This window comes from Companilactobacillus sp. HBUAS56275, from assembly GCF_036913655.1.
Classification (GTDB): Bacteria; Bacillota; Bacilli; order Lactobacillales; family Lactobacillaceae; genus Companilactobacillus; species Companilactobacillus pullicola.
Genome location: NZ_JAYKKK010000001.1, coordinates 384,614 through 409,255, shown reverse-complemented (window position 1 = coordinate 409,255; position 24,642 = coordinate 384,614). Strand labels below are relative to the sequence as shown.

Genomic DNA, 24,642 nt, shown 5'->3' with positions numbered 1-24,642 from the left:
GATCACATGGCAGTAAAACAAGAAGAAAATAACATAGTTGATTTGGCAAAACCAGTTCACCAACAATTAGGTCAATATCGCGTACAACAGATTCAAGCTGTTTTGACACTTTTGGATGAGGGCAACACTGTACCTTTTATTGCTCGTTATCGTAAAGAACGAACAGGTACACTGGATGAAGTGGCCATTCGTGAAATTGAAGATGAAGCACATCGGCTAATGAAACTTAATCAGCGTCGTGCTGACGTTTTGAAGTTGATTGACGAACAAGGAAAACTAACTCCTGATTTGAAAAAGCAGTTAGAACAAGCCACAGTTTTACAACAAGTTGAAGATCTATATCTTCCATATAAACAAAAACGTCGTACTAAAGCTACGATAGCACGAGAAGCCGGATTGGAACCATTATCTAAATGGCTGATGACCTTTCCTGAAAAAGGACTCGATGCGAAGGCAAAAACGTTTATTTCCGCAGATAAAGATTTGCCTGATTTAGACGCTGTTTGGGCCGGAGTTAACGAGATTTTGGCGGAAAATTTCAGTGAGCGTGCTGACTTTAGAGAATGGATTCGTGGCTATACTTGGGCAAATGGAGAATTGACAAGTAAAGTCAAACGAGGTGCCAAGGAAAAAGACGAACAACAAGTTTATGCGACTTATTATGAATTCACGCAAGCTTTGAAACAGGTACCACCTTATCGTGTTTTAGCCATCAATCGTGGTGAACGTGAGAAAATCTTAACAGTTGGGGTTGCGGTTGATTCAACTTCAATATTAAATTACGGAAATTCTCGTTTAGTTAGACGTCACAATGGACCAGCTGTAGATAAAATCACGGCAGCTTTTGAGGATGCTTATAAACGATTCATCGGTCCATCAATTGAACGAGAGTTGCGCCGTCAAATATCCGATAACGCTGATAAACATGCTATCCAAGTATTCGGTAATAATTTGTATCATCTGTTAATGCAGGCACCATTAAAGGGTAAAGTAGTCATGGGCTTTGATCCTGCTTATCGGACAGGGTGTAAATTAGCAATTATGGATGCTAATGGTCGTTTCTTAGCCAAACAGGTTATCTATCCCCACAAACCAGCTAGCGCTAAACAACGTGCCGAAGCTGGACCTGAGTTCAAAAAGTTATTAGAAAAATATCATGTTGAAATGATTGCTATTGGTAATGGAACAGCCAGTCGTGAATCCGAAGAGTTCGTCAGTGAAATTTTAAAAACTTTGGATCATCCGGTTTATTATGTCATTGTTAATGAAGCCGGAGCATCTGTTTATTCTGCTAGTGCCAACGCTCGTAAAGAATTTGCTGATCTACACGTTGAAGAACGTTCAGCCGTCAGTATTGGACGTCGTTTGCAAGATCCATTAGCTGAATTGATCAAAGTTGATCCTAAGGCTATTGGAGTTGGTCAATATCAACACGATGTCCCTGAAAAAGAATTAGATGAACAATTGGATCGTGTCGTCGAAACCGCTGTTAATCAAGTAGGAGTCAATCTAAATACTGCAAGTCCGGAATTGTTAACACATATTTCTGGTTTGACAGCCACTACTGCCAAAAATATTGTGACTTATAGAAATGAGAATGGCTCATTTTCTAAACGTCAAGATTTGAAATCTGTTCCTCGATTGGGACCTAAAGCTTACCAACAGTCAGTTGGTTTCTTAAGAATTATTGCGGGTAGCGATCCGTTGGATAATACCGATATTCATCCCGAAAGTTACTCCGCAACTCGAAAATTGTTGTCGGGTATCAATGTGACGATAGATGCCATTGGAACACCGGAGTTACAACAAAAGTTAAGCAAATTAGATCAAAAACAATGGGCTGAAAAGTTGGATATTGGTGAGTCAACTTTAGCAGACATTATTTCTGGATTGAGTAAACCAGGCCGTGACTTACGTGATAGCATGCCGGCACCATTATTACGCCAAGATGTTTTGACTATGGCTGATTTAAAGCCAGGGATGGAACTCCAGGGTACCGTTCGTAACGTGATCGATTTTGGAGCTTTTGTTGATATCGGCGTTAAACAAGATGGACTAGTTCATATTTCACAATTGTCAGATCATTTTGTTAGTGATCCTAGTACTGTAGTGACGATTGGTGATATTGTAACTGTCTGGGTATTAAGTGTTGATGAAGATCGCAATCGAATTCAATTGACTATGCGTAAAGAAAATCAAAAATAATAAATAAAGAGGACCGATATTAGTTTATAAAACTAGTATCGGTCCTTTATTATTAAATTAATTCAATAGCGACAATCCCCAAAATGATTGTCAAAATACCTGTGATTTGTAATCTATTGATTTCAGCTCCTAAGAACCCCCAATTATCGATGACCAAACTGATGATTATTTGACCAAGTAAACCAAGAATTGTTGCCAAACCGATACCGATTTGTGGAACTAAGAAAGCGTTAATGAAGATATTAATTCCTCCGATGATACCACCTAAAAAGTTCCACCAAGGAGTATGCGTCGATGCGATAAATTTCATATTTTTGAAATTACCTTGTATCAAGTTAATAACTATTAAGATAACTGAAGCAATTAGGAAAGTTAAGAATGCTGAATAGATAGGTGATTTCAAAACAACCCCAACGTGTCCGTTAATTGTAGACTCGATTGAAAAGGCAAAACCGTCCAAAAGAGCAATTATTTGCCAGATCAATTTTTGATTTCTATTTGTTGATTTAGTTGTGTTGGATTTTTTAGATAATATAGAAGGTAAGGCGATTGTGATCATGATACCCGCAATGACTAAAATAATTCCCAGTAATTTCGTTAGAGATAATGGACTCGTTTTGGCGTAGAACCAACCAAAATTATCAATAACAACACTCATTAAAATTTGTCCGACCATGGGGATAATAACAGTTTGAACGCTTCCTAGAATAGGGAACAAGAAAATATTGATTGTTAAACAAATCATGCCGATGATACCACCTAGGTATCCCCACCATGGTAAGGCAGATAATGATCCGTTCATTAGTGGGATACCTGATCCAGTTAGTAAGCTTAAGATAATTAAAAAGACAGTACCGACTAAAAATGAAATCAATGATGATAAAAATGGAGTTTTTACTCTATTACGTAATTGAGAATTAATTGAAGTTTGTAATGGAATAAAACCACCAGTTGTGATGCCTAGTATGAAAAAAAGTAACATATAAAAATTCCTCCGTTTGTTGATAAATGATATGTTACATGGAATACCTATTTCATAGAATTGGGTAAATTGTTAATCTAGAGTTAACTTCTAGTTAATACGTGAGGAAATAAAAAAAGCGAGTTCTAAAATAATTCAGAACTCGCTTTATTACTTAGCTATGGTTAATATCTTTTCTAGAGATTGTCGCTTGGAAGTTATTTGATTTACGTAAGCGGCACTATCTCTATATCCCAAGGCAATTCCAGAAATAATTATTTCATCATTTGAGATGGGAAGAGAGCTTCGCAAAATATCAGGATATTTGATTAGTTGGTAGGCTGTCATACTATCAATTTCCATATCAGTTGCAGCCAGCATCAATGTTTGTCCAAAAGCACCTAAATCGTATAAAGACCAAAGTGAATAATCTTTTGGTAAGGTTAAATAAATTACTGCAGGCGCATTATAAAGCTTCATTGCGGCATTTCCCATAACGTCTTGCCAGTTAGATCCTAATGTATTGCTTACTCCTTGAGACCAAGTTGCCATGTTAGTTCTGCCTTGTTTGGCCCAGTTTTTTCTACTTAATACCGGCAACTCGGGATTACCATGGTAGCCATCATTAGTTTTGTTTATGTATCCTTGTCGTATTTTTTCTAGGGAATCTCCAGTTGCCAAGTATATATGTTCAGGTTGTGAGTTTACCCAAGACGGAGCTTTTTGAGCTATTTCTAGAATTTTCTTTATATCGGATATTTCTACCTCCTTATCGGCAAAATAGCGTGTTGAGTGACGATTTAAAATTGCATTTTGTGTTTCCATATTGTTAACCTTCCTTCTTTTTTAGTATAAATTCATTGTTCTTGACAAGGAATTGATTGAAAAATTAGTATTGTATTAACAGTAAGTTAATACAGATGGGAGTGAATATCTTTGTATGATTTAAAATTGGATACATTTATTCAAGTTGTTAGGGATGGAAGTTTCTCCAAGGCCGCAGATCATCTTTTTATTTCTTCCGTTTCGGTCATGAAACAAATGAATAGTCTTGAAGAAATGGTTGGCGTTCGTTTGCTTAATCGGACAACTCAGGGAGTAAGTTTGACGAAAGCTGGAGAATTCTTTCATGATGCAGTTACCGATTATATTTCTGAATCAGAGTCGATTCTAAAGAAAACACTCGAAATAGATAATAATGGGAAAAAGGTTATTAAGATTGGTACTTCTTTATTACGTTCAGCACAACCATTGATTAAATTGTGGTCAAAGATGTCGAATAAAAATGATTATCAGGTTGATTTAGTTTCATTCGAAGATGATCCGTTAAGTATGCAGAGAATGTTTACCAATATTGGTACGAAAATCGATTTTTTTGTTGGTCCGATAAACTCTGAGCAAATCAAGCATGGTCCATATCAAACGTATGAATTACCTGAGACAAAGGCATACTGGGGAGTTCCTATAAATAATCATTTGGCAAATAGAGATATGATATCGTTGAAAGATTTGAAAGAAGATAAAGTTCTTTTGGTGAAGAGGGGATTGTCACCACGATTAGATGCTTTAAGAGATAAGTTGGAAGAAAATGGCATTACAGTAGTTGATAATGAAGACTTTTATGATATTAATACCTTTAATATTTGTAGTCAGAACAATTACATTATGGAGACACTTGATATTTGGAAAGATGTCTATGCGCCAATAAAAGCAATTGAAATGGATGATGGTTATCAAATGCCTTATGGAATCGTCTATTCTAAAGATGCATCTAGTGTGGTTAAACATTTTATAGAAGAAATTGGTTTAGAGTATAGTAAAAAAGAAGAAGCATTAACATAGGGTTAATAGGACACTAATTAATAAAGTATTCTGTTTTTTATTCGCGGTGGTTACAATTGATTCATCAATTAAAAAGGAAGTTAAACGATGGATTATTTTAAATTGAATAACGGTGTTAAGGTTCCAGCACTTGGGTTTGGTACATATCAGATGCCTGCTTCTATAACTGAAGAAAATGTTGCTAAAGCAATCAGTCTTGGGTACAGAAGTATTGACACAGCTCAAAACTATGGAAATGAAGCAGAAGTTGGTGCGGCAGTTAATAATAGTGATGTACCACGAGATCAATTGTTTATTACATCCAAAACTCAAACTTCTGGTTATCGAAGTACACTACGTGGAATAGATGAATCACTCCAAAGAGCAGGATTGGATTATTTTGATTTGATGATCATTCACTGGCCAACAATTGATAATCTCAGTACTTATAGAGCGTTGGAAGATGCCTATAAAGAAGGCAAGCTAAGGGCTATTGGAGTAAGTAATTTTAATAGTAAAAAAGTGCAAAAATTAATTGATCATGCAGAAATAAAACCTATGGTTGATCAGATTGAAACACATGTTTATTGGCAACAAAATAAAATGCATGACTTTTTAGATAAGAATGATATTTTACATGAATCATGGGCTCCATTAGGTGAAGGCATGAGTCCGGTTTTAGGTGAGCCAGAAATTGTAAAGATTGCGGCGGATCATCAAAAATCGACAGCACAAGTTATTCTGAGATTTTTGACACAACAACATATTATGGTTATTCCAAAGTCCACTAACCCTAAACATATTGCTGAAAATTTGGATGTCTTCGATTTTGAGTTGACGAATAATGAAATAAATATCATTAAAAATTTGGATCAGGGTCATTCGGGAGTAAACTGGCCTAGTTCTATGGGACAAGAAGCATATTAAAAAAACGATATCCATACGCGGATATCGTTTTTTTTGAGTACAGTATTAACTAGAAATTAATACATTACTAACAATTAAACCAATTCCACCTTTTTAATATGACTGACATAATGATCACAGTTATTAAAAGGAGATAAGAGTAATGACAAAAACAGCAGTGGTTATTGGTGTCGGAGAAGGCCTAGGGAAAAGTCTAGCTAAAAAATTTGGACAAGAAAACTATCGGGTATTTATCCTTGCTAGAAGCATGGACAAGTTAACTAAGATTTCTGAAGAATTAAAAAATGAAGGTGTTGAGGCGATTCCTGTTGTGACCGACATTACAGACAAAGCTAACTTTACAAATAGTTTGAATACGATTAAGGAACAGACAGACACAATTGATACTTTAATTTATAATGCCGGAATTACGGCTCCAGATGGTGACAAACTAACCGTTAGTCAATTATCTGATCATTTAAATTTAGACGTCATTGGTGCTTACCAAGCTGTCTTGGAATTGGAAGATAAATTAAGTATGACCGATGGAAGCATTTTGTTTACTGGTGGTTTCGCTGCGGTACAACCGTTCCCTGGATTCTTAGGTTTAGCAGTTGGAAAAGCAGCTTTGCGTAATTTGGCAAAAGGACTGCATGACAGTTTTCAAAATAAAAACATTTTTGTTGGAACAGTCACTATTTACGGAGAAATAAAGCGTGGTACACACTTTGATCCTGACAATATTGCGGAATCATTTTGGAAACTTAATCAAGATCGCAACGAGTGGGAAATTGATTACAAATAGGAGATAAATTATGTCCAGAAAAATTACGATTTTAACTGGAAGTCCACATTTAAATGGCACTTCAAGTAAGTTGGCTGATGCTTTTGTGAATGGAACCAGTGATAAAAATAACGTATATCGTTTTGATGCGGGATTAAATGCATCACAAATAAATTTTTTGAAATTGGATGAAAATGAAGCAACAATTCACGATGATGATCTTATTTCTCAAGAAGTTATGCCTCATATTATTGATTCTGATGTGTTGGTATTGTGTACATCACTTTATTATTACGGAATCAATGCAGAACTAAAGGCCATCATAGATAGATTTTATGAATACAATCATGAATTAAAAGGGGGTAAAGATGTTTATATTCTTATTACTGGATATGATGCCGGTGATCAAAATAGTTCAGCATATCGTCCTTTAGTAGAATATTTTGAACAATTGTGTAAGTACATGCGTTGGAACATTAAAGGAACAGTTATTGGCTCTGATTCTTGGAATGCCAAAAAATTGAGAAAATATATTTTTGAAACAGCGGATCTAAGTAAAAATATTAGTTAGGAGAAGCTAAATGAGTAAAACGTTATTAGTGTATTATTCTTTGACGGGATTAAATGAAACTATTGCTAAAAAAATTCATGATGAATACAAAATCGATCTTTTCAATATTGAGTCAGAAGTTAATTATCCTAAATCGATGTATCCATGCTGGGAAGTAGTGCGACACTGGCGTGGGGTCAATGCTATCCCTAATCATGGCGAGCCTCTACCTAATATGAATAACTTACCGGGTGGAATTAAGAATAAATTACCAGATATTTCAAATTATGAAAATATTATAATTGGTGGTCCTGTTTGGGGATGGACTTTATCAGATCCAATCATGTCTTATTTGACTCAAACCAATCTAAGTAACAAGAATATCAAAGCTTACTGGACTTGTGTCGATACTGATTACAACTATGAAAATGATCTAAAAGAAATGTTACCGGAGAGTAGCAATTATATTAAAGGATTAAAAATTGACAGTTCTATTTATGGAAATTCTCATAAACTAAATGAAACTCTCGATAAATTGATAAGGTCGTAACTAATTTATGTTAATTACAAAAGAGACAATAGCTTTAAACAATGGTATTGAAATGCCTAAGATGGCACTAGGTACATGGTTTATGAGTGACGATAATAAAACTAGTAGTGCCGTTAAAACCGCAATTAATTATGGTTATCGTCATATTGATACTGCACAGTCTTATAAAAATGAACGAAGTGTTGGGATTGGAATAAAAGAATCAGGCATATCACGTGAAAATATGTTTGTAACCTCAAAGATAGATGCTGAAATAAAAGACTATAAAACAGCTGTGAATTCAATTGATCAGACGATTGATAAGATGGGACTGGATTATTTAGATTTGATGCTTATCCATAATCCGCAGCCATGGACTAAAATTTTGAATCCCGATAAAAGATTTTTTGATGGAAATTTGGAAGTTTGGCGAGCCCTAACAAATGCTGTGACAGAAGGAAAAGTGAGGTCGATGGGGGTAAGTAACTTTACGAGCATTGATTTAAAAAATATTATTGATAATTCTCAAATAAGGCCAAGTGTAAATCAAGCCGCAATAAATATTGGTAATATACCAAAAGAATTAATTGATTATGATAATGAAAATAATATTTTAACGGAAGCATATTCAGTAGTTCCGCATGGAATTTTATTGAATCACCCAGAAATTCAAAGGATTGCCGATAAATACCATATTTCAATTTCACAATTATGTATTCGATTCATATGGCAATTGGGATTACCTTTATGGCGCAAGTCATCTTCAGCAGAACATATCAAACAGAATATAGATATTAATTTTAAAATTTCTGATTTTGACATGAATCGCTTATTGCATATTGAGAATAGTTATTAAAAATAAAACACTTCAAAATCACAAAACAAAGAGTCTAATGATTTTGAAGTGTTTTTTAGTAAAAATGTAAATAACGTTCGACAATTAATTTTGTCTGTTATATGTCCAAACAGCCAAAGGAGCAAAAATCAATACGATACCTAGATCAAACAGAAGAACAATCCATGCGGTGTTGGAGATAGCTCCTGTTGCTAGAATTCGGCGAATGGCTGTAATCACGTGTGTCATCGGATTAAGATTGGCAATTATTTGTAAGGGTTTAGGCATAGTACTAATTGGTACGAATGCATTTGATAGAAATGATAATAGTAGCATGGTCATTAAGGAAATACTTTCGACCATAGTGGCACTTTTCGCTATCAGACCAATAAATGCGTATATCCATGATATGGACCAGCCAGTGAAGACAGCAATCAAGATGATAACTACGATCCATCCAAATGCCACATTTGGTCGCCAACCCATAATGTACCCAGTCGTAAGTGAGGCAATAATTGCAATGATCAATCTTAAAATATCTGCCAAAAGTTGTCCAGCAAGAGGAGCAATATGAGCAATAGGTAGAGATTTGAAACGGTCAAAAACACCGGTTTCCAAATCTTCTTTAATTTGTGTCCCAGAACCTGAGGCAGCCGAAAGAATAGTTTGAATCAATATTCCAGGGACAATTATAGGTAAATATGCATGAATTCCACCAGCAATAGCACCACCGAATAAATAACCAAACAGTATCATAAACATGATTGGTTGAATCAGAACGTCCATCAGGTGATCGGGATTGTGTAGAGTTTTTAGAAGGTTGCGGTAAGCCATAGTATTAATATTTTGAATTGTGTTTACATGAGTCCTTTTAGTTTGCATTGTAATTATTCTTCCTAGTTAATTTTTACCAACGGTTAAAGCCATAAAGACATCATCAAGGGATGGTTCTTGGATGCTTAAGTCAGAGGTCTTTATATTGGTGTTTTTCAATTGTGATAGACCGTCGATTGCTTGTTCAGTTTTTTTGAATTTTATAATAATAGTATTATCGATCATTTGTGGTTCCGAATTGAATCTATTTTGTAGGATTTCAGAAGCACGATTGATGTTCTTTCTGTCATTAACTTTTAATGATAAAGTTGATTCGCCAATTTCATGCTTCAACTCGTCAGGAGTCCCAATTTTTATTAATTTACCATGATCAATAACAGCTACTCGATTGGCCAGATTATCAGCTTCTTCGAGATATTGGGTGGTAAGAAAAATTGTCGATCCGGATTTAACTAGATTTCGAATTGTATCCCACATCTGTGTTCGAGTACGGGGATCCAAACCTGTGGTTGGTTCATCCAAAAAAATTATTTCTGGCCGTGTAATTAAGCTGATTGACAGATCCAATCTACGTCTCATCCCACCGGAGAAATCTTTGATTGATTTATCAGCACTTTTTTCAAGAGAGAACTCCTTTAATAACTCCTCGGTACGAATTTGAGAAGCTTTTCTCGATAATCCATTTAGTCTGGAGAAAATCATAAGGTTTTCTCGAGCAGAGATATCCTCATCCACAGCAGCATATTGACCAGTAACGCCGAAAGTAGCTCGAGCTAGCTTACTTTCTTTTTTTATGTCATGTCCCAAAATAGTTATGTTACCAGCAGTAGGTTTCAATAGAGTTGTTATCATACGCAGGATAGTAGTTTTACCTGCACCATTAGGACCCAATAGGCCAAATACTTCGCCTTGTTTGACGCTAAATGAGACATCATTGACTGCTGTCTGATTATTATATTTTTTAGTTAAATGTTCCACTTTAATTGCATTTTTTTCTTGCATTTTAATAGCCTCTTTAAAAGAACTAATCAGGTACACCTGATTAAAATAGATTATAAGGTCTCCCTGATTAAAAATCAAGAGTGATAATCAGGGAGACCTGAATTAATTAAAGCGTTCGAGTATAATTAAATTTTGGAGGACGTACGACAATGACAAATTTAATTGACCAAGGAAAAACAGCAAGTAAACTGATTGAATTTGGTATGTTACAAAATATTGCTGAAGATGATGCACAGCACAAAAATGATTATAAAATGTTGTTTCAAGGCCAGGGCAAGATACTTTTAGCCTTATCTGACAACGACAATTTACCACAAAAAGTTTTGGCACAAAGACTTGATATGACACCGCAGTCAATGGCTGAGTTTGTGCGTAAACTTGAAAAAAGAGGATTAGTTTCTCGACAGAAGTCAGAGTCGGATAAACGGGTAATACTTGTTAGTTTGACAGATGACGGTCGCTTGGAAATTGAAAAGAGAATGCAAGTAATTCCAAAATACTTAAGAGTTTTAAGTAATGAGGAATTGATACAGTTCAATAATATTTTGGATAAAATAAATGAGCAAATGTATCTCGATATTAAAGATGCTGATCCAACTTTGCATAATAAATATCACCAGATCATGTTGAACCATGTTTTGACTAAAATACACACGGATGATACAAAAAATTAAATTACTAACTTAAAAAGGTTCCAATAATATTAAGCTTATATGCTTGATATTATTGGAACCTCTTTGTATTAAAACGGAAAGATTGTTGGTCACAAAATTAGCAGTTTTTTCATTGGTAGAATACTGTCGAGAACGAACTCATATTAGATTTTGTAATACATCAATAGTTTGCTCAGTCATAGTTTCAGGTGACTCCTTACATCCAGTGGCAATCCAAAAAATGATGACATTGAAAAAGCCATAGAATGCAAAACGAACTCCTATCTGTTTTTGGAGTGGCGTTTTCCATTCACGCCAAGTTTGAGTATCGTTGAGTTTTTCCGCAAATCCAGAAGTGAATTTGTCTGTTATATAGCTAGTCAAATGTGCTGCAATCATAGTGCTAAGATACCCATGATTATTTTCAAAGTAATCAAAACAAAACATTAATAGATCATGTAAGTTAGTAATATTTGATTCTTTGAATTTAGAGTAATAATTCTCCATTAAATCGTTCAGAGTATCATCGAGGACAGCTTTTTTTGAATCATAATTACGATAAAAAGTTGGTCGTGATATATCCGCTGTAAGAACTATTTGCTTAACGGTTATATCCTCGAAAGGGTAATCCTTAAGTAGTTGCATCAAAGCCTCTTTTATCCAAGTTCTAGTTTGTTTTTGCATACGTGTTACATTTTTATTAGTTCTGTCTCTAGTCATTACATTTACCTCAAATATATAAAAAGTAAGGTCATTAAATATCTTTATTTTTTGAAACATTAGATACTAGCCCCTGTTGATACAAGTGTATCAGTAAGGCACAGCTGTATCAAACAAATGAAATTGAATATTTATGAGGTGAAAGTAATAATGACTTTGAAAAAGAGATTAGTTATTTTAGCAATGTCGATAACTGGCTTTTTAGTTATTCTGGATACAAATATTATGAATATTACCATTCCTGAAATTCAATCGGGGTTACATGTATCCTTAACTAATTTATCGTGGGCAATCAATATCTATACGATTCTGTTTGCAGCATTCTTAATTCCATTTGGACGTATTGGAGATATATTTGGACATACTAAATTATTGAATATTGGATTACTGATATTTGGTTTGGGTTCAATTGTTAGTGGGGCTTCAACAACACTAAACAATTTATTGATTGGAAGATCTATCCAAAGTATTGGTGCAGCAATAATGTTGCCTTCTGGAATGATATTAGCATTTCGTCAGATAGAAAAGGAACAACGTCCTAAGATTGTTGCTATCCTGGCGGCAACACAAGCACTGGGAGCGGCACTTGGTCCAACAATTGGCGGATTTATTTCGCAGTATTTTGGTTGGCATTGGGTTTTTCTAATAAACGTTCCCATAGTTGCAATTGTTCTAATGATTACTTTGGTGACTTTATCAATGAAAGATGAACCAACTAAGCAAATAAAAATTGACTTATTAGGCTCTATTATTATCGCAATTACATTAATACTTTTGACTTTGGCACTTGTCGAAGGTAGAAATTGGGGCTGGAGTTCACTTGGAACTATCAGTTGCTTAGTATCGTCACTTGTACTGTTTGTTATTTTTGTAATACATGAGACAACAACAAGTGAACCGTTGATTCCATTGAGTCTATTCAGACAACGTAATTATATTGGATCAAATGTAGCACTATTGATTGCGTTTATTGTGATGTCCAGTTTCATTGGGATTATGCCAACATTCCTAACAAAAGTTATGGGTACTTCGGAGTTGCATGCGGCATTATTGATAACACCAATGTCAGTAACCTTACTAATAGCTACACCAGTTGCTACAAAATTAATTGAAAAAATCAGTAATCGAATTTTAATAGGCTTTGGAATCACAATGCTTATAATTTCTGTCTTTTTATTGAGCCGTTTGAATGTTGAATCTAATTGGAATCAATTATATTTAATCGATGTGCTATTAGGTTTAGGAATTGGATTCGATGCCGGACCAGCAATGTCAATTGCAGTAAAAAATCTTGATGGACCAAGATTGACGGCCGGACAGAATATTTTAAATGTCGTTCGTAATATTGGGGTTATTGTTGGAATTGCCTTGTTCCTATCTCTACTGGATGGGAACATCAATATTGCGAAAAAAGATACTTATAATTATTCAGTCAGTGAAATACAAAAATCAGAGTTACCAAGTAGTTTGCAAAAGAAGTTTATTACCAAAATACATTCTAGAATGAGCTCTAATCAGATTAGTAGTAGCAATGGATCAAACGGTTTTAAAATTCCACGAATCGACAAGAGTCAAACAAATCAGATGATAGAAAGAACTTCTAATCAAAGCATTAAAGAAAAGAGTTCGATGATGAGAGTACAATTGCCAACCGTTGTACAACAAGAAATTCACAAACAAGTTCAAATAAAAGTACAAGATAAAGTCGCAACTATGAATGTAATATTAAAAAAATTAACGAAGAGTATTAGATTATATCTTCACAATCATTTAACAGATGCCTTTCTTAAGTTGTATAGATTTGAGTTACCGTTTGTTTTAATAAGTATTTTCTCAATCATGATTTTTGAACGTAAAGAAAGTAAAGGGGAGTAAACAAATAATGAAGTGTAATTGATTCTGAGGCGAAGAAAGAAAAGACATTTCATTTAGATAAAAAAACTACTAACTAAAACCGAATTATTCTGTACTTTATATTTTAAACATTCAATCTCTTGGTAGACAAAGAGCGGAGTCCATAAAGTACATAATCTTGAAAATGTACTCTATTGTTGGATGTACTTTATTTTTAAGATTAATAAAGTACAAAGATCATAGAGAGTGATTTAAATATCCTAAAAGAAATAAAGTACATTTAGAAGTGTTATTCATAATTAGGACGTTTAGTAAAACTTAATTATAGGTTAACGCAAAACATTAAATACGACCAATCAAATGAAGAAAATTGAATGTATTAGACCTTATGCGGGAAAAGACCGTATATTATATTTAAAATCCGGGTTTAAAACAGATCTTATTCAAATCCCTAAAATATTAGCACATCTTTTTTATAATTTAGATTTATTTTGACAAGCTGATATGATTTGACAATTCGGGGAAAAAACCAATATTAAGTTTGTTTGATATTTCGACGAATAAGACGAATAAAAAGAAAGAAAATTATCACAGAGTTAAAATAATATTACTGGGATTTTCTGAACTATATTGTTTTTCTTGGAAATAAGTTCCAACCAAGTGCTCGATCTATCGTAATATGGAGTAACCAAATAATCATGATACTGGTAAATAGATTGTTTGATTTAGTTATTAAATTTACGGATAACAGAATAATTGGCAGGAGTAATGTATGAGATAAGTTATAAGACTTTTCGCCAGCCTTGGTGGAAATGAGAAATCCTAATGCAGTAATATCAGGAATTAAATATAGAATTGGTATCAATTCCCAATTTCCCATACGACTATAAACGATTAATAGCGCAATTGATAGTGAAGCATATTCATAACGATAAACTTTTGTCATCAAGAACATCTCCTATGATTTTATTTAAGAATAAAGTAACATGGGACTTAACAACCAAGTCAAATAAAAGAATTAGGTAGGTGAAAATATGAATACGTCAGAATTCTGTCAGGTGGTTAATACGACCCGTGATACTTTGAGGTTTTATGATCAAAAAAAGATTTTAGTATCTAAGAGAACTGCGAATAACTACCGATTTTATAGCAAGGATGATATTCAGAATTTTCAAGTAATTCGTAACCTACAAAATGCAGGGTTCTTACTTTCTGATATTAAAATGGTTTTATTATTAAAAAATAAGCCTGTAACTCAGGACTGTCATGAAGAAACATTGAAGGTAATAAAGCAAAAAAATGTTGAATTTCAAAAACAGATTGATTTTTATAAATCTTTGCAAGATATTACGCAACAAATGATTGAAGTGATGACCGATTCTGATAATAGTGATTTGGAGAAACTTATTGATAAACTAGGTGATGTTAAAGGAAACATGTAAGCAAAAAATATTGCTCGGGAATCTAGTTTTACGTCTCAATTTAAGAATTGTTGGAGAGAGACATTTTGAAATTGGAGATCAAAATAAAAGCTGAATGAAGTTTTCTACATTTTTATGACAATGAAAATTTTCCATACTGTAAAGGTCGTCGAAGAAAGAAAAGATAGTTTATTTAGATAAAAAAACTACTAACCTATAAATTTTTGAAGGTTAGTAGTTTTTTCGTAATATAAAGTACATTTTATCGAAAAACATGCTTTATAAGGAATTCATAAAGAATTCAGGTTACACGTGAATAAAGTACATTTTTAGAGAAAATGCTCTCTAAAATTTTTTTACTTATTTTTTAAGTAGTTTTTTGTGATATAAAATTATACTTTTATTTAGCAAAGTACTTTTCAGCAAGTGTCTTGTAAATCTCAATGTATTGCAAGTAATCATCTTCAAAGACGAATTCATTGATCTGATGGGCACTCTCATTACCGGGACCGGCAACAACGACGTCGAGGTCAGGGTTTGCTTTGACAAATTGAGAAGCATCAGTACCACCAGGTGCACCTACGGTCAAAATGTTGACACCGAGAACATCTTTATAGCTATCACGCACTAATTTAATGAAGTCAGAGTCGATATCAGTCTTAACAGGCCAGTTGCTGCTTGCTAACTTGAATTCAAGATTCATTCTTGGGTCAGCGTCGTTCATTTTGGCAATCATATCTTCCAATTCAGCAATGATCTTGTCATTATTGTATTCAGGGATTGTTCTGATTTTAACAGTCATTTCGGCGTAATCAGGAATAGTATTTTCTTGTTTACCAGCATTCATAACGGTAACTGAAGGCTTAGTTGTACCTAAAACATCATCTTCAACAGAAACAATATTTTTAAAGTATTCAGCTTGCTTATTATAGTAGGTAATCAAATTATCAATTGCATTGATTCCGACCTCAGGCATTGAACTGTGAGCAGCCTTACCATGTGAAATTACTTTATAAGTGACTGATCCTTTGTGAGCACAAAAGGCAGCAAGTCTAGTTTCTGGTTTGGCGCCGTGAGTTTCGATCAAACCGCTACCAACTAATTGTTCCAAAACTAGGCGAGATGATGAGTTACTTGGTTCACCGACAACTAAAGCCTTTAAATTGTTAGCGTAGCCTTCTTCGGCAAGTTTAGTAGCACCAAGTTCACCAATTTCTTCACCAACGGTTGCAATGAATTTGATATTTCCGTTAAAATTAGGATCATCGTTTAATTCAATCAAGGCGATAGCTAGTCCAGCAAGACCACTCTTCATATCAGAAGAACCACGACCAAAGATTTTTCCATCAATATGTTTAGGATTAAATGGTCCATAGTTCCACTTACTATCGTCGACGGTTCCAACAACATCTTCGTGACCGGTAAATCCGAGGATAGGGCCGTCATTATTTTTGATTGTGGCGATTAAGTTGTAACGATTATCGGCGTATTTATTCAATTCAACTTTGATACCATGTTTTTCGAATAAGTCCTTGAGATAGTTAGCAACGATTTCCTCACGATCATTGACCGTCTCTAGTTTAATTAAGTCATCTAGAACACTGAGTCTTTGTGCTTTGTCCATTTTTAATCCTCCAAGATAATGTATAATGTTCTTAATAAATGTTTCACTTTCTATTTTAGTATTCTTTATTTGAAAATAATAATAAAAGGGATGTATTAAATGAAATTATTAATGAAATTAGACCTTTGGTTAGGTATTCTACTATTAGTTGTAGCGTTATTAGGCTTCATCTTTAAATGGTTTAGTAATTCCAACTTGATCTCAGCGGCGGTAGCGGGGGCAGTACTGCTTTTAATTGCGGCTACATCTGATGTCGATAAGGTTCAGAAATAAAAAATCCCACTGTGATAGCTTTTTACGGCTACTGCAGTGGGATTTTGGCTTTTTTTATAACCATTGTTCTATGTTTTATAGTGGAAACGAGCTGCGCAGGCCAATTTCCTGTGGTTTGCTACAGATCTGAAATCATCCGCAAGTTCAGCGGATAATTCCAGGTCTTAGGCAAATCCTCGGAAATTCCCAGGCCTGCTCCGCTCTCTAATTGACTTTCTTACGTCCCTCAGGGGTATATCTGCCTTTTTGATGTTTCTTATATAGGTAATAAATCCCACCGATAATGGCTAAGATAAATACCAATGGCAAAATTACATGAATGAAAACTGCGAATAGTAGCAAGGCTATAAAGAAACCTAAAACATACTTCCAAATATTATTCATCAAATTCTCCTTTTTTATTGTAAGCTAATTCTTATTCATAATGAGATTAAAGTCAAGTAAGACACATTTTGGTTGACTTTATCTTCTATAGGCTGTAATATGAACCACAGTCGCTACCCTCTCTATAAGAAACACGGAACATAAAGGAGGTGTGAATAATTATGAAATACAGAATTCTTTTAAATCTAAACGATCAATTATTCACAGCAGTTGATATTAAAGATAGTAATCGCTTTGGCAACGGTACAACCATTGAAAAAGCTATCAATAATTTGAAACAAAAAGCTGCATAATATTTTGTAAATTATCTAGTCGAGATGAAATTCATCTCGGCTTTTTTGTTTATTCAGGATTATCGACTGCAAAATCACCGAACTTGGCATCAACAGAGTTAGCCAAAGCATGTGGTTCAACTAGTATTGATTGACCAACTTTTCCAGCAGAAACAATGATCTTTTCGGCTTCATCAGCTTCTTTTGAGAAGTAAATAGGGTAGTTATGTAATGAACGAATACCGACAGGACTATTAGCACCATGCTCAAAGCCACTAGTCTTAATCAAGTCTTTTAGAGGGACCATACCAACTTTTTTATTGCCAGAAATCTTTGCTAGTTTCTTATAGCTTAAATGTTTGTCTAATGGCAACATGCCAACTATAGGGCCAGTTTTATTACCAGTTAAAACTAGCGTTTTATAAATTTTGTAGCCATCACGCGAACTCTTATCCGTAACTAACTCTTGTGTATCACCGTCAGTCTCAGTTTCAAAAGTCATTGGCTCATATTCAACCTTTTGTTTATCTAATATTTTTTCTACTAATGTTTTTTGTATTTTCTTTTTTTTACTCATTTTTCGTCACCAATCTCTAAAACTTAAGTCTTACTTAGTATATAATAACAAAGCTATTAATTTTTGAAAGTAATCAAGAATAGTTGGCATGAAAATATTTTTTTATTTTAAAGTTATTGTTATATAATTAAGCAACAGGATAAGGAGCGATTATTATGAGTTTTTTTAAAAAACATCAAGAAGATCCTGCCGAAAATGATTTTAGTAAAATTTCACAAGAAATTAAGAATAGTCCTAAAAAATTATCTGAGGCTCAAAAATTATTTAAAAACAACGAATCATTACGTAAAAAGGTTGTTGATAGAAAAGAACAATCTGAAAAATAGGTTTCTATTAGTTATAGTGGTGTAAATACTAACTGATGTGGTTGAAGTATGCCGTCGGTAGTAAAAAATCTGTGGGCCGCTGGAACGTGGTGGACACGGCTTGAAGCTAATAATTTTTCACTTCGCGAAAAATCATGGATCTCCAAGTCCGGTCTTCTGGTAACCTTGCTTCGCAAGCTAACCAGAATTTCACCACTGAGGGCCCACAGATTTTTTACTACCGACTGAATTCTATGTTTCTAATATTTTCGAGTAAAATTGTAGTATTTAGAAATTTTAATTCTAAATAAAAATAACAGCTTCTATTGAGTATTCAAGACATGTATATGCTTGAATTTCCTAATAGAAGCTGTTTTTGTTTGGTATTCAAAATTTACAATAACAATAATGAATTTTACTTTAAGTTAAAGTGGTTTTTAAAATAGAAGGGACACAGAATTAAATATTTTATATCTAACCAAACAGTTGAAGTACTCTTTAGTCCGGAGCAACAAGAAAATTGGCTCAGCCATGAGATTTATCTTAGCGATTTATCGCTTAGGTAAAGGCCGAGCTTGAAGATCCATGAATTTGCACAGAGTGCAAATTTATTAGCTTCCAGTCGGCCCATGGCGTTCCAGCCAAATTTTCTTGTTGCGGAGGACGGGAATCCAAGTATAATCACACAATGATAATCCCCAAAATAGTTATTATTATTTTTTATTAATTATGTTATTAATTAAAACTAATACTTTTAATAACTAATAACATATGATATTATAATGAAAACGAAATGAGGTGTAATCATGGGAGCAATCAATAATAAATATCGTTTATTAGAAACAAATGTCTTGTTAGACCGTTTTCTAACATATCGAGAGGTCTTTTCAGAACATTTCAAGACAATGAAAGTAATTGAAAGAGGGGAAGCTTTGCGTTACGAAACTTATTCTCGCTTAGCCGATAATTACATTTCAAACGTGCATCGCTTTATTAAGTTGTGTGAGGACTATATCGAAAAATATCACTTAGAAAATAGTCAGTTAACTGATAAACTTAATGATTACTTGATGGAAGTGATCGATGCTATTAGTTGCTTAGACACAGATCATAATGTCATTGATCACAGTAAATTGGAAAAATCTAAACAGAAGATTCATCAAAAAGAATTAGAATTTATGAATGCAATTGGACTTTTAGCAAATTAAGATGCTAAACGTCTTTTTTTTATGTCCAAATTTTAGTAATCTTATTATTAATGGAGGAACACTATGATTTGGAAAAAAGTAACAGTTGCAATACCAAATGATTTCGATCCTGAAATTATTTCTGAAATTTTCATGCGCGTTGGTGCAAATGGAACAGAAATGGTTGACGATGAAAATAAAGATGTGAAAACTAAAATTAATTCTTATTTTGATGAAGATACTTACGATGAAAAAATTGTTAGTGAGCTACAACAAGAAATTAACAAATTAACGCAATTTGGTTTTGACATTAATGGTGTAGAAGTTTCAGTCAGTGAACTTGACGATAGTAGCTGGCAGAATGAATGGGAAAAGTATTACCATCCAGTAAAGATCAGTCGTTATTTGACGGTTGTACCTAATTGGGTGGACTACCAACCTAAATATCCAGATGAACATACTATTGTTATGGACCCAGGAAAATCTTTTGGGACTGGGACTCATCCTACTACATATTCATGTATGCAAGCTCTAGAGTTGATTTTAGGCGATGCCAAGTCACTTTATGATGTCGGAACGGGTTCAGGTATTTTGTCGATTCAAGCTCGACAATTGGGAGTTAAGGATATCCAAGCTTTTGACCTCGATCCGGTTGCGGTTAAGGCTGCTAAAGAGAATATTCAATTGAATCCTGGTTGTGAGGATATTGAAGTTTTTGAAAATTCCTTGTTAGATGGTGTGAATGGGAAAGTTGATGTGATCGTGGCTAATATGTTAGCTGACGTTATTTTGCAGTTCATTCCTCAAATTGACGGACACTTAAATCCTAACGGCTTTGTAGTCTTATCTGGTATTATTAATGAGAAAGAAGCATTAATTACACAAAAGATGGAAGAACGTGGATTTAGCGTTTTAGAAGTCTTTCATCTTAAAGGCTGGTCAACTCTAATTTGTAGAAGAAAAGAAGAATTCGAGGCAGAAGATGGAGCAATACTTCGTTAAAGAAACAATTGAACAAGACAAATTTGTTATTGATGATTTAGAAAGTTATAAACATATCGTAAAAGTTTTACGTCATAAGGTTGGCGATGTCATCTATCTAGTAGATAGTACTGAGAGTCTATTTAAAGCTACCATTACTGCTATTGATAATGACAATTCTAATTTGACAGTCGCAGTAGAAAAAGATAGTCGTTCTACAACTGAGTTGCCAATTGGAGTAACGATTGCCTGTTCATTGTCCAAAAAAGATAAGGTTGAATGGATCACTCAAAAAGCAACCGAATTAGGCGCCAAAAAGATTATTTTCTTTAATTCAAAATATTCAATTATGCATTGGAAGAATAATGTTGTTGAAAAGAAGCTGATTCGTCTACAAGAAATTGCCAAGAATGCAGCACAACAATCGAAGCGAAGAATTATTCCAGAAGTAATATACTTAGACAAATTGTCTAAATTGGTTGATATAAGAGAAGAAACTAATCTAATTGCTTATGAAGAGTCAGCTAAACAAGGCGAAATCAGTCTCCTAGCTCAGACACTTCAAAAGGAACCTAAGTCAGTTATGTGTACTTTTGGTCCTGAAGGTGGATTTGCTCCTGATGAAGTCGACTTTTTGAATCAACAAGGATTCTTATCAGTAGGATTAGGACCAAGAATTATGCGGGCGGAAACAGCACCCATGTACTTTTTATCAGTGCTATCATATAAGTACGAACTAACAGTAAAATGAGGAAATACAACGTGAAAAATATTTGGAAAACAGTTGAAAAGTCGAAGACGACTTATATCACTTTAATCTCTATTGTTTTAGTTTTTATTATGCCAATTTTGTTCAAGATGTTTCATTTAGGTAGAACAGATCGCATTATTTGGCTATTCTTTATTATTAATATTTTATTCTCAGGATTTATTGGTTGGTTCTCAAGAAAGTATGGTTTATCTTTCTATAATCTAGTCATCTTCCCGGTAATATTTGTTATCAGTGTTTTCGTTAAGTATGGAAGATACGGTTATTTCCTAGCTGGAATATATTTGGTATTAAGTATTCTGATTTATTATTTATTTGAAAATGAACCAAAAGAATAGAAATAACAATAGTCCACAGTCATATGATTTATGATTGTGGACTATTGTTATATAATGTGGTTATAGTGATTTTGAATATTTTAACAAAACAATTTGTAATCTAACGATAAAATACTCATAATAATAGTTAAATTAAAAAAGCACTCATCGAGTGCTTTTTATTGTAATTGTAGCGGGGTGAACTTAATGAAAAAAAATAAGGATTATACGCCAGAAGAGGTTCTAGATATTTGTCGTGGTTATATGAATGATGATCACGTTGAGTTTGTTAACAAAGCTTATAATTTTGCGGCCTACGTTCACAAGGAACAAAAACGTGCCACTGGTGAGCCATATATTATTCACCCAACACAAGTCGCCCAAATTTTAGCTTCTTTAAAAATGGACCCTTACACCGTCGCTGCTGGATATTTGCATGATGTCGTCGAGGACACAAATATTACTCTAGGAGACGTCCGTGAATTATTTGGTGACCAAGTAGCTACCATCGTTGATGGCGTGACAAAAATTAGTAAATACAAGTACCATTCACATCAGGAACTTTTAGCTGAGAATCACCGTAAAATGTTGTTGGCAACGGCCAAAGATTTACGTGTCATTATGGTCAAATTGGCTGATCGACTTCACAATATGAGAACTCTCAAAGCTTTGCGTCCCGATAAACAAAGACGCATTGCTAATGAAACTTTGGAAATTTATGCTCCATTAGCTGATCGTTTAGGTATCAGTAAGATTAAATGGGAATTAGAGGATCTCTCACTTCATTACATCAATCCGCAACAATATTACCGAATTGTTCATTTAATGAATAGTAAACGTGATCAACGTGAGGCTTATATCGCGGAAGCTATCGACTATATCAAGAAAAATGTTGATGCTTTGCATATTAAATATGATATTTATGGTCGTCCCAAGCATATTTATTCTATTTATAAGAAGATGCGCGATAAACACAAGCAATTCTCTGAATTGTACGATTTGTTGGCTATTAGAATTGTCGTTGAATCCGTTAAGGATTGTTATGCAGTTTTAGGTTCTATTCACTCAAAGTGGAAACCAATTCCTGGTCGTTTCAAGGATTATATTGCCGTACCAAAGGCTAACGGCTATCAATCATTGCATACCACTATTATTGGACCCGGTGGCCAACCACTGGAAGTTCAGATCAGAACTTTCTCAATGCACCAAGTAGCTGAATATGGTGTTGCTGCTCACTGGGCTTATAAGGAAGGTAACTTTGAAGGAGTTCACCTGGATGACGACGAACAAAAGATCGATGTTTTTCGTGAAATCCTCGAATTGCAGGAAAATTCTGATAATGCCTCTGATTTTATGAAGTCAGTTAAGGGTGAAATTTTCAATGATCGCGTCTATGTGTTCACACCGGAAGGTGAAGTTATTGAATTACCAAAGGGTGCGGTTACCTTGGATTTTGCCTATCAAGTTCATACTGAGGTCGGTAATCATTCAATTGGTGCTAAGATCAATGGCAGAATGGTGCCTTTGAATTATCAGTTGAAGAATGGCGACATAGTTGAAATGTTGACTAATTCTAGTTCTTCACCAAGTCGTGACTGGGTTAATGTTGTTTTCACATCTCGTGCTAGAAATAAGATCAAACGTTATTTCAGAACCAAAGATCGTGAAGAAAATATTGTCCTAGGTCGCGAACAGATTGAAGAAGAACTCAAGAATCGTTCCTTATCTAGCAAGAAATATCTAGATAAGAAACATCTTGAAATTGCCATGAAGATTTTTAACTATACTGATCCCGATGAATTGTTCAATGCCGTCGGTTATGGTGAGCTTTCACCAATTAACGTGGTCCATAAGTTATTGAGCGAAGATCCGGAGAATAAATTAAAAGCCGAGAAGAAGGAGCTTGAGGATCAGGTTATCACTGAAACTGATGACAAGCCTAAGCAGCCACAAGCTGATAGTCCTAAACTTCAAAAAGAACGTAATAATGCTAATAACAGTATTTCGGTTCAAGGAATCGATAATCTTTTGATCCGCTTGGCTAAGTGCTGTAGCCCAATCCCTGGGGATGACATTGTTGGTTACATTACGAAGGGACGTGGATTGACGATTCATCGAGCTGATTGTCCAAATGTTCAGAGTGATGAAGCTAAGAGTCGTTTTATTGATGTCAGTTGGGATAATGTCACAAAAGAAAAACGTTATACAGCAGAATTGGATATTTATGCTTTCAACCGCAATGGTTTGATCAATGAAGTTTTGCAAGTAATCAATTCAAATACGAATACATTGAATAATGTTATTGGCCGTCTAGATAAAGAGAAGATGGCGATTGTTCACGTAAGTATTGGAGTTAACAATAAAGAGCACTTGGATAGTATCATTTCTAAATTAAAGAACATTCCAAATGTTTATGAGATAAAGAGGACGGTAGCTTAGATGAAAGTTGTAATACAACGAGTTTCTGAAGCTAAAGTTACTGTAGATCAAAAAATCCTTGGTCAAATTGATCAGGGATTTTGTTTGTTAGTAGCTTTTGCGGATGAAGATAACGATGAAACAATTGATTATATGGCACGCAAGATCGCCAATATGAGGATTTTTTCTGACGCAGATGATAAAATGAATTTGTCGATAAAAGATGTTAAAGGTTCAATTTTATCAATCTCACAGTTTACTTTGTATGCCGATACCAAACATGGTAATCGACCAAGTTTTACAGGAGCAGGTAATTTTGAAACTTCTAGCAAGAAATATGATCAATTTAATCAGGTGTTAAGGGATTATGATCTAAAAGTTGAAACTGGTGAATTTGGAGCTGATATGCAAGTATCACTCACAAATGATGGACCAGTAACTATTTTAATGGAGCGATAAA

General features: G+C 34.2%; 28 protein-coding genes. 19 read left to right on the top strand and 9 right to left on the bottom strand.

Annotated elements, in window-relative coordinates; translation table 11 throughout:
* Positions 1 to 6 precede the first annotated feature (6 nt).
* Positions 7 to 2,205, top strand: coding sequence for a Tex family protein (locus U8526_RS01870; protein ID WP_334340271.1), 2,199 nt, complete (start codon positions 7 to 9; stop codon positions 2,203 to 2,205).
* A 52-nt stretch (positions 2,206 to 2,257) separates the two neighbouring features.
* Here U8526_RS01870 and U8526_RS01865 read toward each other — a convergent pair whose 3' ends face one another.
* Together U8526_RS01865 and U8526_RS01860 are read right to left on the bottom strand one after the other, a co-directional pair.
* Entirely contained in the window at positions 2,258 to 3,187 is a 930-nt protein-coding gene (locus U8526_RS01865; RefSeq protein WP_334340270.1) for a DMT family transporter, read from the bottom strand.
* A 150-nt stretch (positions 3,188 to 3,337) separates the two neighbouring features.
* Positions 3,338 to 3,991, bottom strand: a complete 654-nt coding sequence (locus tag U8526_RS01860; RefSeq protein WP_334340269.1) for a nitroreductase — start codon at positions 3,989 to 3,991, stop codon at positions 3,338 to 3,340.
* Positions 3,992 to 4,102: 111 nt separating this feature from the next.
* On the opposite strand from U8526_RS01860, the gene U8526_RS01855 reads away from it, so the two are divergent.
* The 6 genes from U8526_RS01855 (at position 4,103) to U8526_RS01830 (ending at position 8,612) form a co-directional block, all read left to right on the top strand.
* Entirely contained in the window at positions 4,103 to 5,008 is a 906-nt protein-coding gene (locus tag U8526_RS01855; RefSeq protein WP_334340268.1) for a LysR family transcriptional regulator, read from the top strand.
* A gap of 87 nt (positions 5,009 to 5,095) precedes the next feature.
* Entirely contained in the window at positions 5,096 to 5,914 is an 819-nt protein-coding gene (locus U8526_RS01850) for an aldo/keto reductase (RefSeq protein ID WP_334340267.1), read from the top strand.
* 142 nt (positions 5,915 to 6,056) lie between these two features.
* Entirely contained in the window at positions 6,057 to 6,698 is a 642-nt protein-coding gene (locus tag U8526_RS01845; RefSeq protein ID WP_334340266.1) for an SDR family NAD(P)-dependent oxidoreductase, read from the top strand.
* 10 nt (positions 6,699 to 6,708) lie between these two features.
* A complete protein-coding gene (locus U8526_RS01840; protein ID WP_334340265.1) occupies positions 6,709 to 7,248 on the top strand; it encodes a flavodoxin family protein in 540 nt (179 codons plus the stop codon).
* 10 nt (positions 7,249 to 7,258) lie between these two features.
* Positions 7,259 to 7,777 carry a flavodoxin family protein gene (locus U8526_RS01835; RefSeq protein ID WP_334340264.1) on the top strand — a complete coding sequence of 173 codons (519 nt, stop codon included), beginning with the start codon at positions 7,259 to 7,261 and terminating at the stop codon, positions 7,775 to 7,777.
* Positions 7,778 to 7,784: 7 nt separating this feature from the next.
* Positions 7,785 to 8,612 (top strand): aldo/keto reductase, encoded by an 828-nt coding sequence (locus U8526_RS01830; protein WP_334340263.1) that lies wholly within the window; start codon positions 7,785 to 7,787, stop codon positions 8,610 to 8,612.
* Between the two features lie 84 nt (positions 8,613 to 8,696).
* On the opposite strand, the gene U8526_RS01825 is transcribed toward U8526_RS01830, so the two are convergent.
* Together U8526_RS01825 and U8526_RS01820 are read right to left on the bottom strand one after the other, a co-directional pair.
* Positions 8,697 to 9,473: an ABC transporter permease gene (locus U8526_RS01825; RefSeq protein WP_334340262.1), complete on the bottom strand. Its 777-nt coding sequence runs from the start codon at positions 9,471 to 9,473 to the stop codon at positions 8,697 to 8,699.
* 18 nt (positions 9,474 to 9,491) lie between these two features.
* Positions 9,492 to 10,427, bottom strand: a complete 936-nt coding sequence (locus tag U8526_RS01820) for an ATP-binding cassette domain-containing protein (protein ID WP_334340261.1) — start codon at positions 10,425 to 10,427, stop codon at positions 9,492 to 9,494.
* Between the two features lie 149 nt (positions 10,428 to 10,576).
* Here U8526_RS01820 and U8526_RS01815 point away from each other — a divergent pair, with 149 nt between their 5' ends.
* Positions 10,577 to 11,101, top strand: a complete 525-nt coding sequence (locus tag U8526_RS01815) for a MarR family winged helix-turn-helix transcriptional regulator (protein ID WP_334340260.1) — start codon at positions 10,577 to 10,579, stop codon at positions 11,099 to 11,101.
* A 138-nt stretch (positions 11,102 to 11,239) separates the two neighbouring features.
* On the opposite strand, the gene U8526_RS01810 is transcribed toward U8526_RS01815, so the two are convergent.
* Positions 11,240 to 11,800 carry a TetR/AcrR family transcriptional regulator gene (locus tag U8526_RS01810; protein ID WP_334340259.1) on the bottom strand — a complete coding sequence of 187 codons (561 nt, stop codon included), beginning with the start codon at positions 11,798 to 11,800 and terminating at the stop codon, positions 11,240 to 11,242.
* A gap of 150 nt (positions 11,801 to 11,950) precedes the next feature.
* On the opposite strand from U8526_RS01810, the gene U8526_RS01805 reads away from it, so the two are divergent.
* Positions 11,951 to 13,675 carry an MFS transporter gene (locus U8526_RS01805; protein ID WP_334340258.1) on the top strand — a complete coding sequence of 575 codons (1,725 nt, stop codon included), beginning with the start codon at positions 11,951 to 11,953 and terminating at the stop codon, positions 13,673 to 13,675.
* A gap of 604 nt (positions 13,676 to 14,279) precedes the next feature.
* Here U8526_RS01805 and U8526_RS01800 read toward each other — a convergent pair.
* Positions 14,280 to 14,600, bottom strand: coding sequence for a DUF4260 family protein (locus tag U8526_RS01800; protein ID WP_334340257.1), 321 nt, complete (start codon positions 14,598 to 14,600; stop codon positions 14,280 to 14,282).
* A gap of 88 nt (positions 14,601 to 14,688) precedes the next feature.
* Here U8526_RS01800 and U8526_RS01795 point away from each other — a divergent pair, with 88 nt between their 5' ends.
* Positions 14,689 to 15,096 carry a MerR family transcriptional regulator gene (locus U8526_RS01795; protein WP_334340256.1) on the top strand — a complete coding sequence of 136 codons (408 nt, stop codon included), beginning with the start codon at positions 14,689 to 14,691 and terminating at the stop codon, positions 15,094 to 15,096.
* Between the two features lie 379 nt (positions 15,097 to 15,475).
* Here U8526_RS01795 and U8526_RS01790 read toward each other — a convergent pair whose 3' ends face one another.
* The gene (locus U8526_RS01790) at positions 15,476 to 16,699 is read right to left on the bottom strand and encodes a M20/M25/M40 family metallo-hydrolase (RefSeq protein WP_334340255.1); all 1,224 of its coding nucleotides are present in this window, start codon (positions 16,697 to 16,699) and stop codon (positions 15,476 to 15,478) included.
* Positions 16,700 to 16,798: 99 nt separating this feature from the next.
* On the opposite strand from U8526_RS01790, the gene U8526_RS01785 reads away from it, so the two are divergent.
* Positions 16,799 to 16,972, top strand: a complete 174-nt coding sequence (locus U8526_RS01785) for a hypothetical protein (RefSeq protein ID WP_334340254.1) — start codon at positions 16,799 to 16,801, stop codon at positions 16,970 to 16,972.
* A 204-nt stretch (positions 16,973 to 17,176) separates the two neighbouring features.
* Here U8526_RS01785 and U8526_RS01780 read toward each other — a convergent pair whose 3' ends face one another.
* On the bottom strand, positions 17,177 to 17,356 hold the full coding sequence (locus tag U8526_RS01780) for a hypothetical protein (protein ID WP_334340253.1): 180 nt from the start codon (positions 17,354 to 17,356) through the stop codon (positions 17,177 to 17,179).
* A 161-nt stretch (positions 17,357 to 17,517) separates the two neighbouring features.
* On the opposite strand from U8526_RS01780, the gene U8526_RS01775 reads away from it, so the two are divergent.
* On the top strand, positions 17,518 to 17,649 hold the full coding sequence (locus tag U8526_RS01775; protein WP_334340252.1) for a hypothetical protein: 132 nt from the start codon (positions 17,518 to 17,520) through the stop codon (positions 17,647 to 17,649).
* 49 nt (positions 17,650 to 17,698) lie between these two features.
* On the opposite strand, the gene U8526_RS01770 is transcribed toward U8526_RS01775, so the two are convergent.
* Positions 17,699 to 18,205 (bottom strand): aminoacyl-tRNA deacylase, encoded by a 507-nt coding sequence (locus tag U8526_RS01770; protein ID WP_334340251.1) that lies wholly within the window; start codon positions 18,203 to 18,205, stop codon positions 17,699 to 17,701.
* A gap of 155 nt (positions 18,206 to 18,360) precedes the next feature.
* On the opposite strand from U8526_RS01770, the gene U8526_RS01765 reads away from it, so the two are divergent.
* From U8526_RS01765 to dtd, 7 genes are all read left to right on the top strand, one after another.
* Complete coding sequence (locus U8526_RS01765; protein WP_334340250.1) at positions 18,361 to 18,531, top strand: hypothetical protein; 171 nt, start codon at positions 18,361 to 18,363, stop codon at positions 18,529 to 18,531.
* Between the two features lie 785 nt (positions 18,532 to 19,316).
* A complete protein-coding gene (locus tag U8526_RS01760; RefSeq protein ID WP_334340249.1) occupies positions 19,317 to 19,718 on the top strand; it encodes a hypothetical protein in 402 nt (133 codons plus the stop codon).
* 63 nt (positions 19,719 to 19,781) lie between these two features.
* Positions 19,782 to 20,699 carry a 50S ribosomal protein L11 methyltransferase gene (gene prmA / locus U8526_RS01755; protein WP_334340248.1) on the top strand — a complete coding sequence of 306 codons (918 nt, stop codon included), beginning with the start codon at positions 19,782 to 19,784 and terminating at the stop codon, positions 20,697 to 20,699.
* On the top strand, positions 20,680 to 21,429 hold the full coding sequence (locus U8526_RS01750) for an RsmE family RNA methyltransferase (protein WP_334340247.1): 750 nt from the start codon (positions 20,680 to 20,682) through the stop codon (positions 21,427 to 21,429). The genes prmA and U8526_RS01750 overlap by 20 nt, the downstream gene beginning before the upstream one ends.
* Positions 21,430 to 21,440: 11 nt before the next feature.
* The gene (locus U8526_RS01745) at positions 21,441 to 21,785 is read left to right on the top strand and encodes a hypothetical protein (RefSeq protein ID WP_334340246.1); all 345 of its coding nucleotides are present in this window, start codon (positions 21,441 to 21,443) and stop codon (positions 21,783 to 21,785) included.
* Between the two features lie 186 nt (positions 21,786 to 21,971).
* Positions 21,972 to 24,203, top strand: a complete 2,232-nt coding sequence (locus U8526_RS01740) for a RelA/SpoT family protein (RefSeq protein WP_334340245.1) — start codon at positions 21,972 to 21,974, stop codon at positions 24,201 to 24,203.
* Complete coding sequence (gene dtd, locus U8526_RS01735) at positions 24,204 to 24,641, top strand: D-aminoacyl-tRNA deacylase (RefSeq protein ID WP_334340244.1); 438 nt, start codon at positions 24,204 to 24,206, stop codon at positions 24,639 to 24,641.
* The last annotated feature ends 1 nt before the right edge of the window (position 24,642 follow it).

Coding starts and splice junctions, on each gene's coding strand:
- U8526_RS01795 (WP_334340256.1), top strand. CDS start 14,689: ATGAATACGTCAGAATTCTGTCAGGTGGTTAATACGACCCGTGATACT.
- U8526_RS01865 (WP_334340270.1), bottom strand. CDS start 3,187: ATGTTACTTTTTTTCATACTAGGCATCACAACTGGTGGTTTTATTCCA.
- U8526_RS01780 (WP_334340253.1), bottom strand. CDS start 17,356: ATGAATAATATTTGGAAGTATGTTTTAGGTTTCTTTATAGCCTTGCTA.
- U8526_RS01840 (WP_334340265.1), top strand. CDS start 6,709: ATGTCCAGAAAAATTACGATTTTAACTGGAAGTCCACATTTAAATGGC.
- U8526_RS01770 (WP_334340251.1), bottom strand. CDS start 18,205: ATGAGTAAAAAAAAGAAAATACAAAAAACATTAGTAGAAAAAATATTA.
- U8526_RS01740 (WP_334340245.1), top strand. CDS start 21,972: ATGAAAAAAAATAAGGATTATACGCCAGAAGAGGTTCTAGATATTTGT.
- prmA (WP_334340248.1), top strand. CDS start 19,782: ATGATTTGGAAAAAAGTAACAGTTGCAATACCAAATGATTTCGATCCT.
- U8526_RS01765 (WP_334340250.1), top strand. CDS start 18,361: ATGAGTTTTTTTAAAAAACATCAAGAAGATCCTGCCGAAAATGATTTT.
- U8526_RS01820 (WP_334340261.1), bottom strand. CDS start 10,427: ATGCAAGAAAAAAATGCAATTAAAGTGGAACATTTAACTAAAAAATAT.
- U8526_RS01805 (WP_334340258.1), top strand. CDS start 11,951: ATGACTTTGAAAAAGAGATTAGTTATTTTAGCAATGTCGATAACTGGC.
- U8526_RS01825 (WP_334340262.1), bottom strand. CDS start 9,473: ATGCAAACTAAAAGGACTCATGTAAACACAATTCAAAATATTAATACT.
- U8526_RS01750 (WP_334340247.1), top strand. CDS start 20,680: ATGGAGCAATACTTCGTTAAAGAAACAATTGAACAAGACAAATTTGTT.
- U8526_RS01835 (WP_334340264.1), top strand. CDS start 7,259: ATGAGTAAAACGTTATTAGTGTATTATTCTTTGACGGGATTAAATGAA.
- U8526_RS01790 (WP_334340255.1), bottom strand. CDS start 16,699: ATGGACAAAGCACAAAGACTCAGTGTTCTAGATGACTTAATTAAACTA.
- U8526_RS01760 (WP_334340249.1), top strand. CDS start 19,317: ATGGGAGCAATCAATAATAAATATCGTTTATTAGAAACAAATGTCTTG.
- U8526_RS01850 (WP_334340267.1), top strand. CDS start 5,096: ATGGATTATTTTAAATTGAATAACGGTGTTAAGGTTCCAGCACTTGGG.
- U8526_RS01775 (WP_334340252.1), top strand. CDS start 17,518: ATGAAATACAGAATTCTTTTAAATCTAAACGATCAATTATTCACAGCA.
- U8526_RS01800 (WP_334340257.1), bottom strand. CDS start 14,600: ATGACAAAAGTTTATCGTTATGAATATGCTTCACTATCAATTGCGCTA.
- U8526_RS01810 (WP_334340259.1), bottom strand. CDS start 11,800: ATGACTAGAGACAGAACTAATAAAAATGTAACACGTATGCAAAAACAA.
- dtd (WP_334340244.1), top strand. CDS start 24,204: ATGAAAGTTGTAATACAACGAGTTTCTGAAGCTAAAGTTACTGTAGAT.
- U8526_RS01870 (WP_334340271.1), top strand. CDS start 7: ATGGCAGTAAAACAAGAAGAAAATAACATAGTTGATTTGGCAAAACCA.
- U8526_RS01860 (WP_334340269.1), bottom strand. CDS start 3,991: ATGGAAACACAAAATGCAATTTTAAATCGTCACTCAACACGCTATTTT.
- U8526_RS01785 (WP_334340254.1), top strand. CDS start 16,799: ATGAAATTATTAATGAAATTAGACCTTTGGTTAGGTATTCTACTATTA.
- U8526_RS01845 (WP_334340266.1), top strand. CDS start 6,057: ATGACAAAAACAGCAGTGGTTATTGGTGTCGGAGAAGGCCTAGGGAAA.
- U8526_RS01815 (WP_334340260.1), top strand. CDS start 10,577: ATGACAAATTTAATTGACCAAGGAAAAACAGCAAGTAAACTGATTGAA.
- U8526_RS01830 (WP_334340263.1), top strand. CDS start 7,785: ATGTTAATTACAAAAGAGACAATAGCTTTAAACAATGGTATTGAAATG.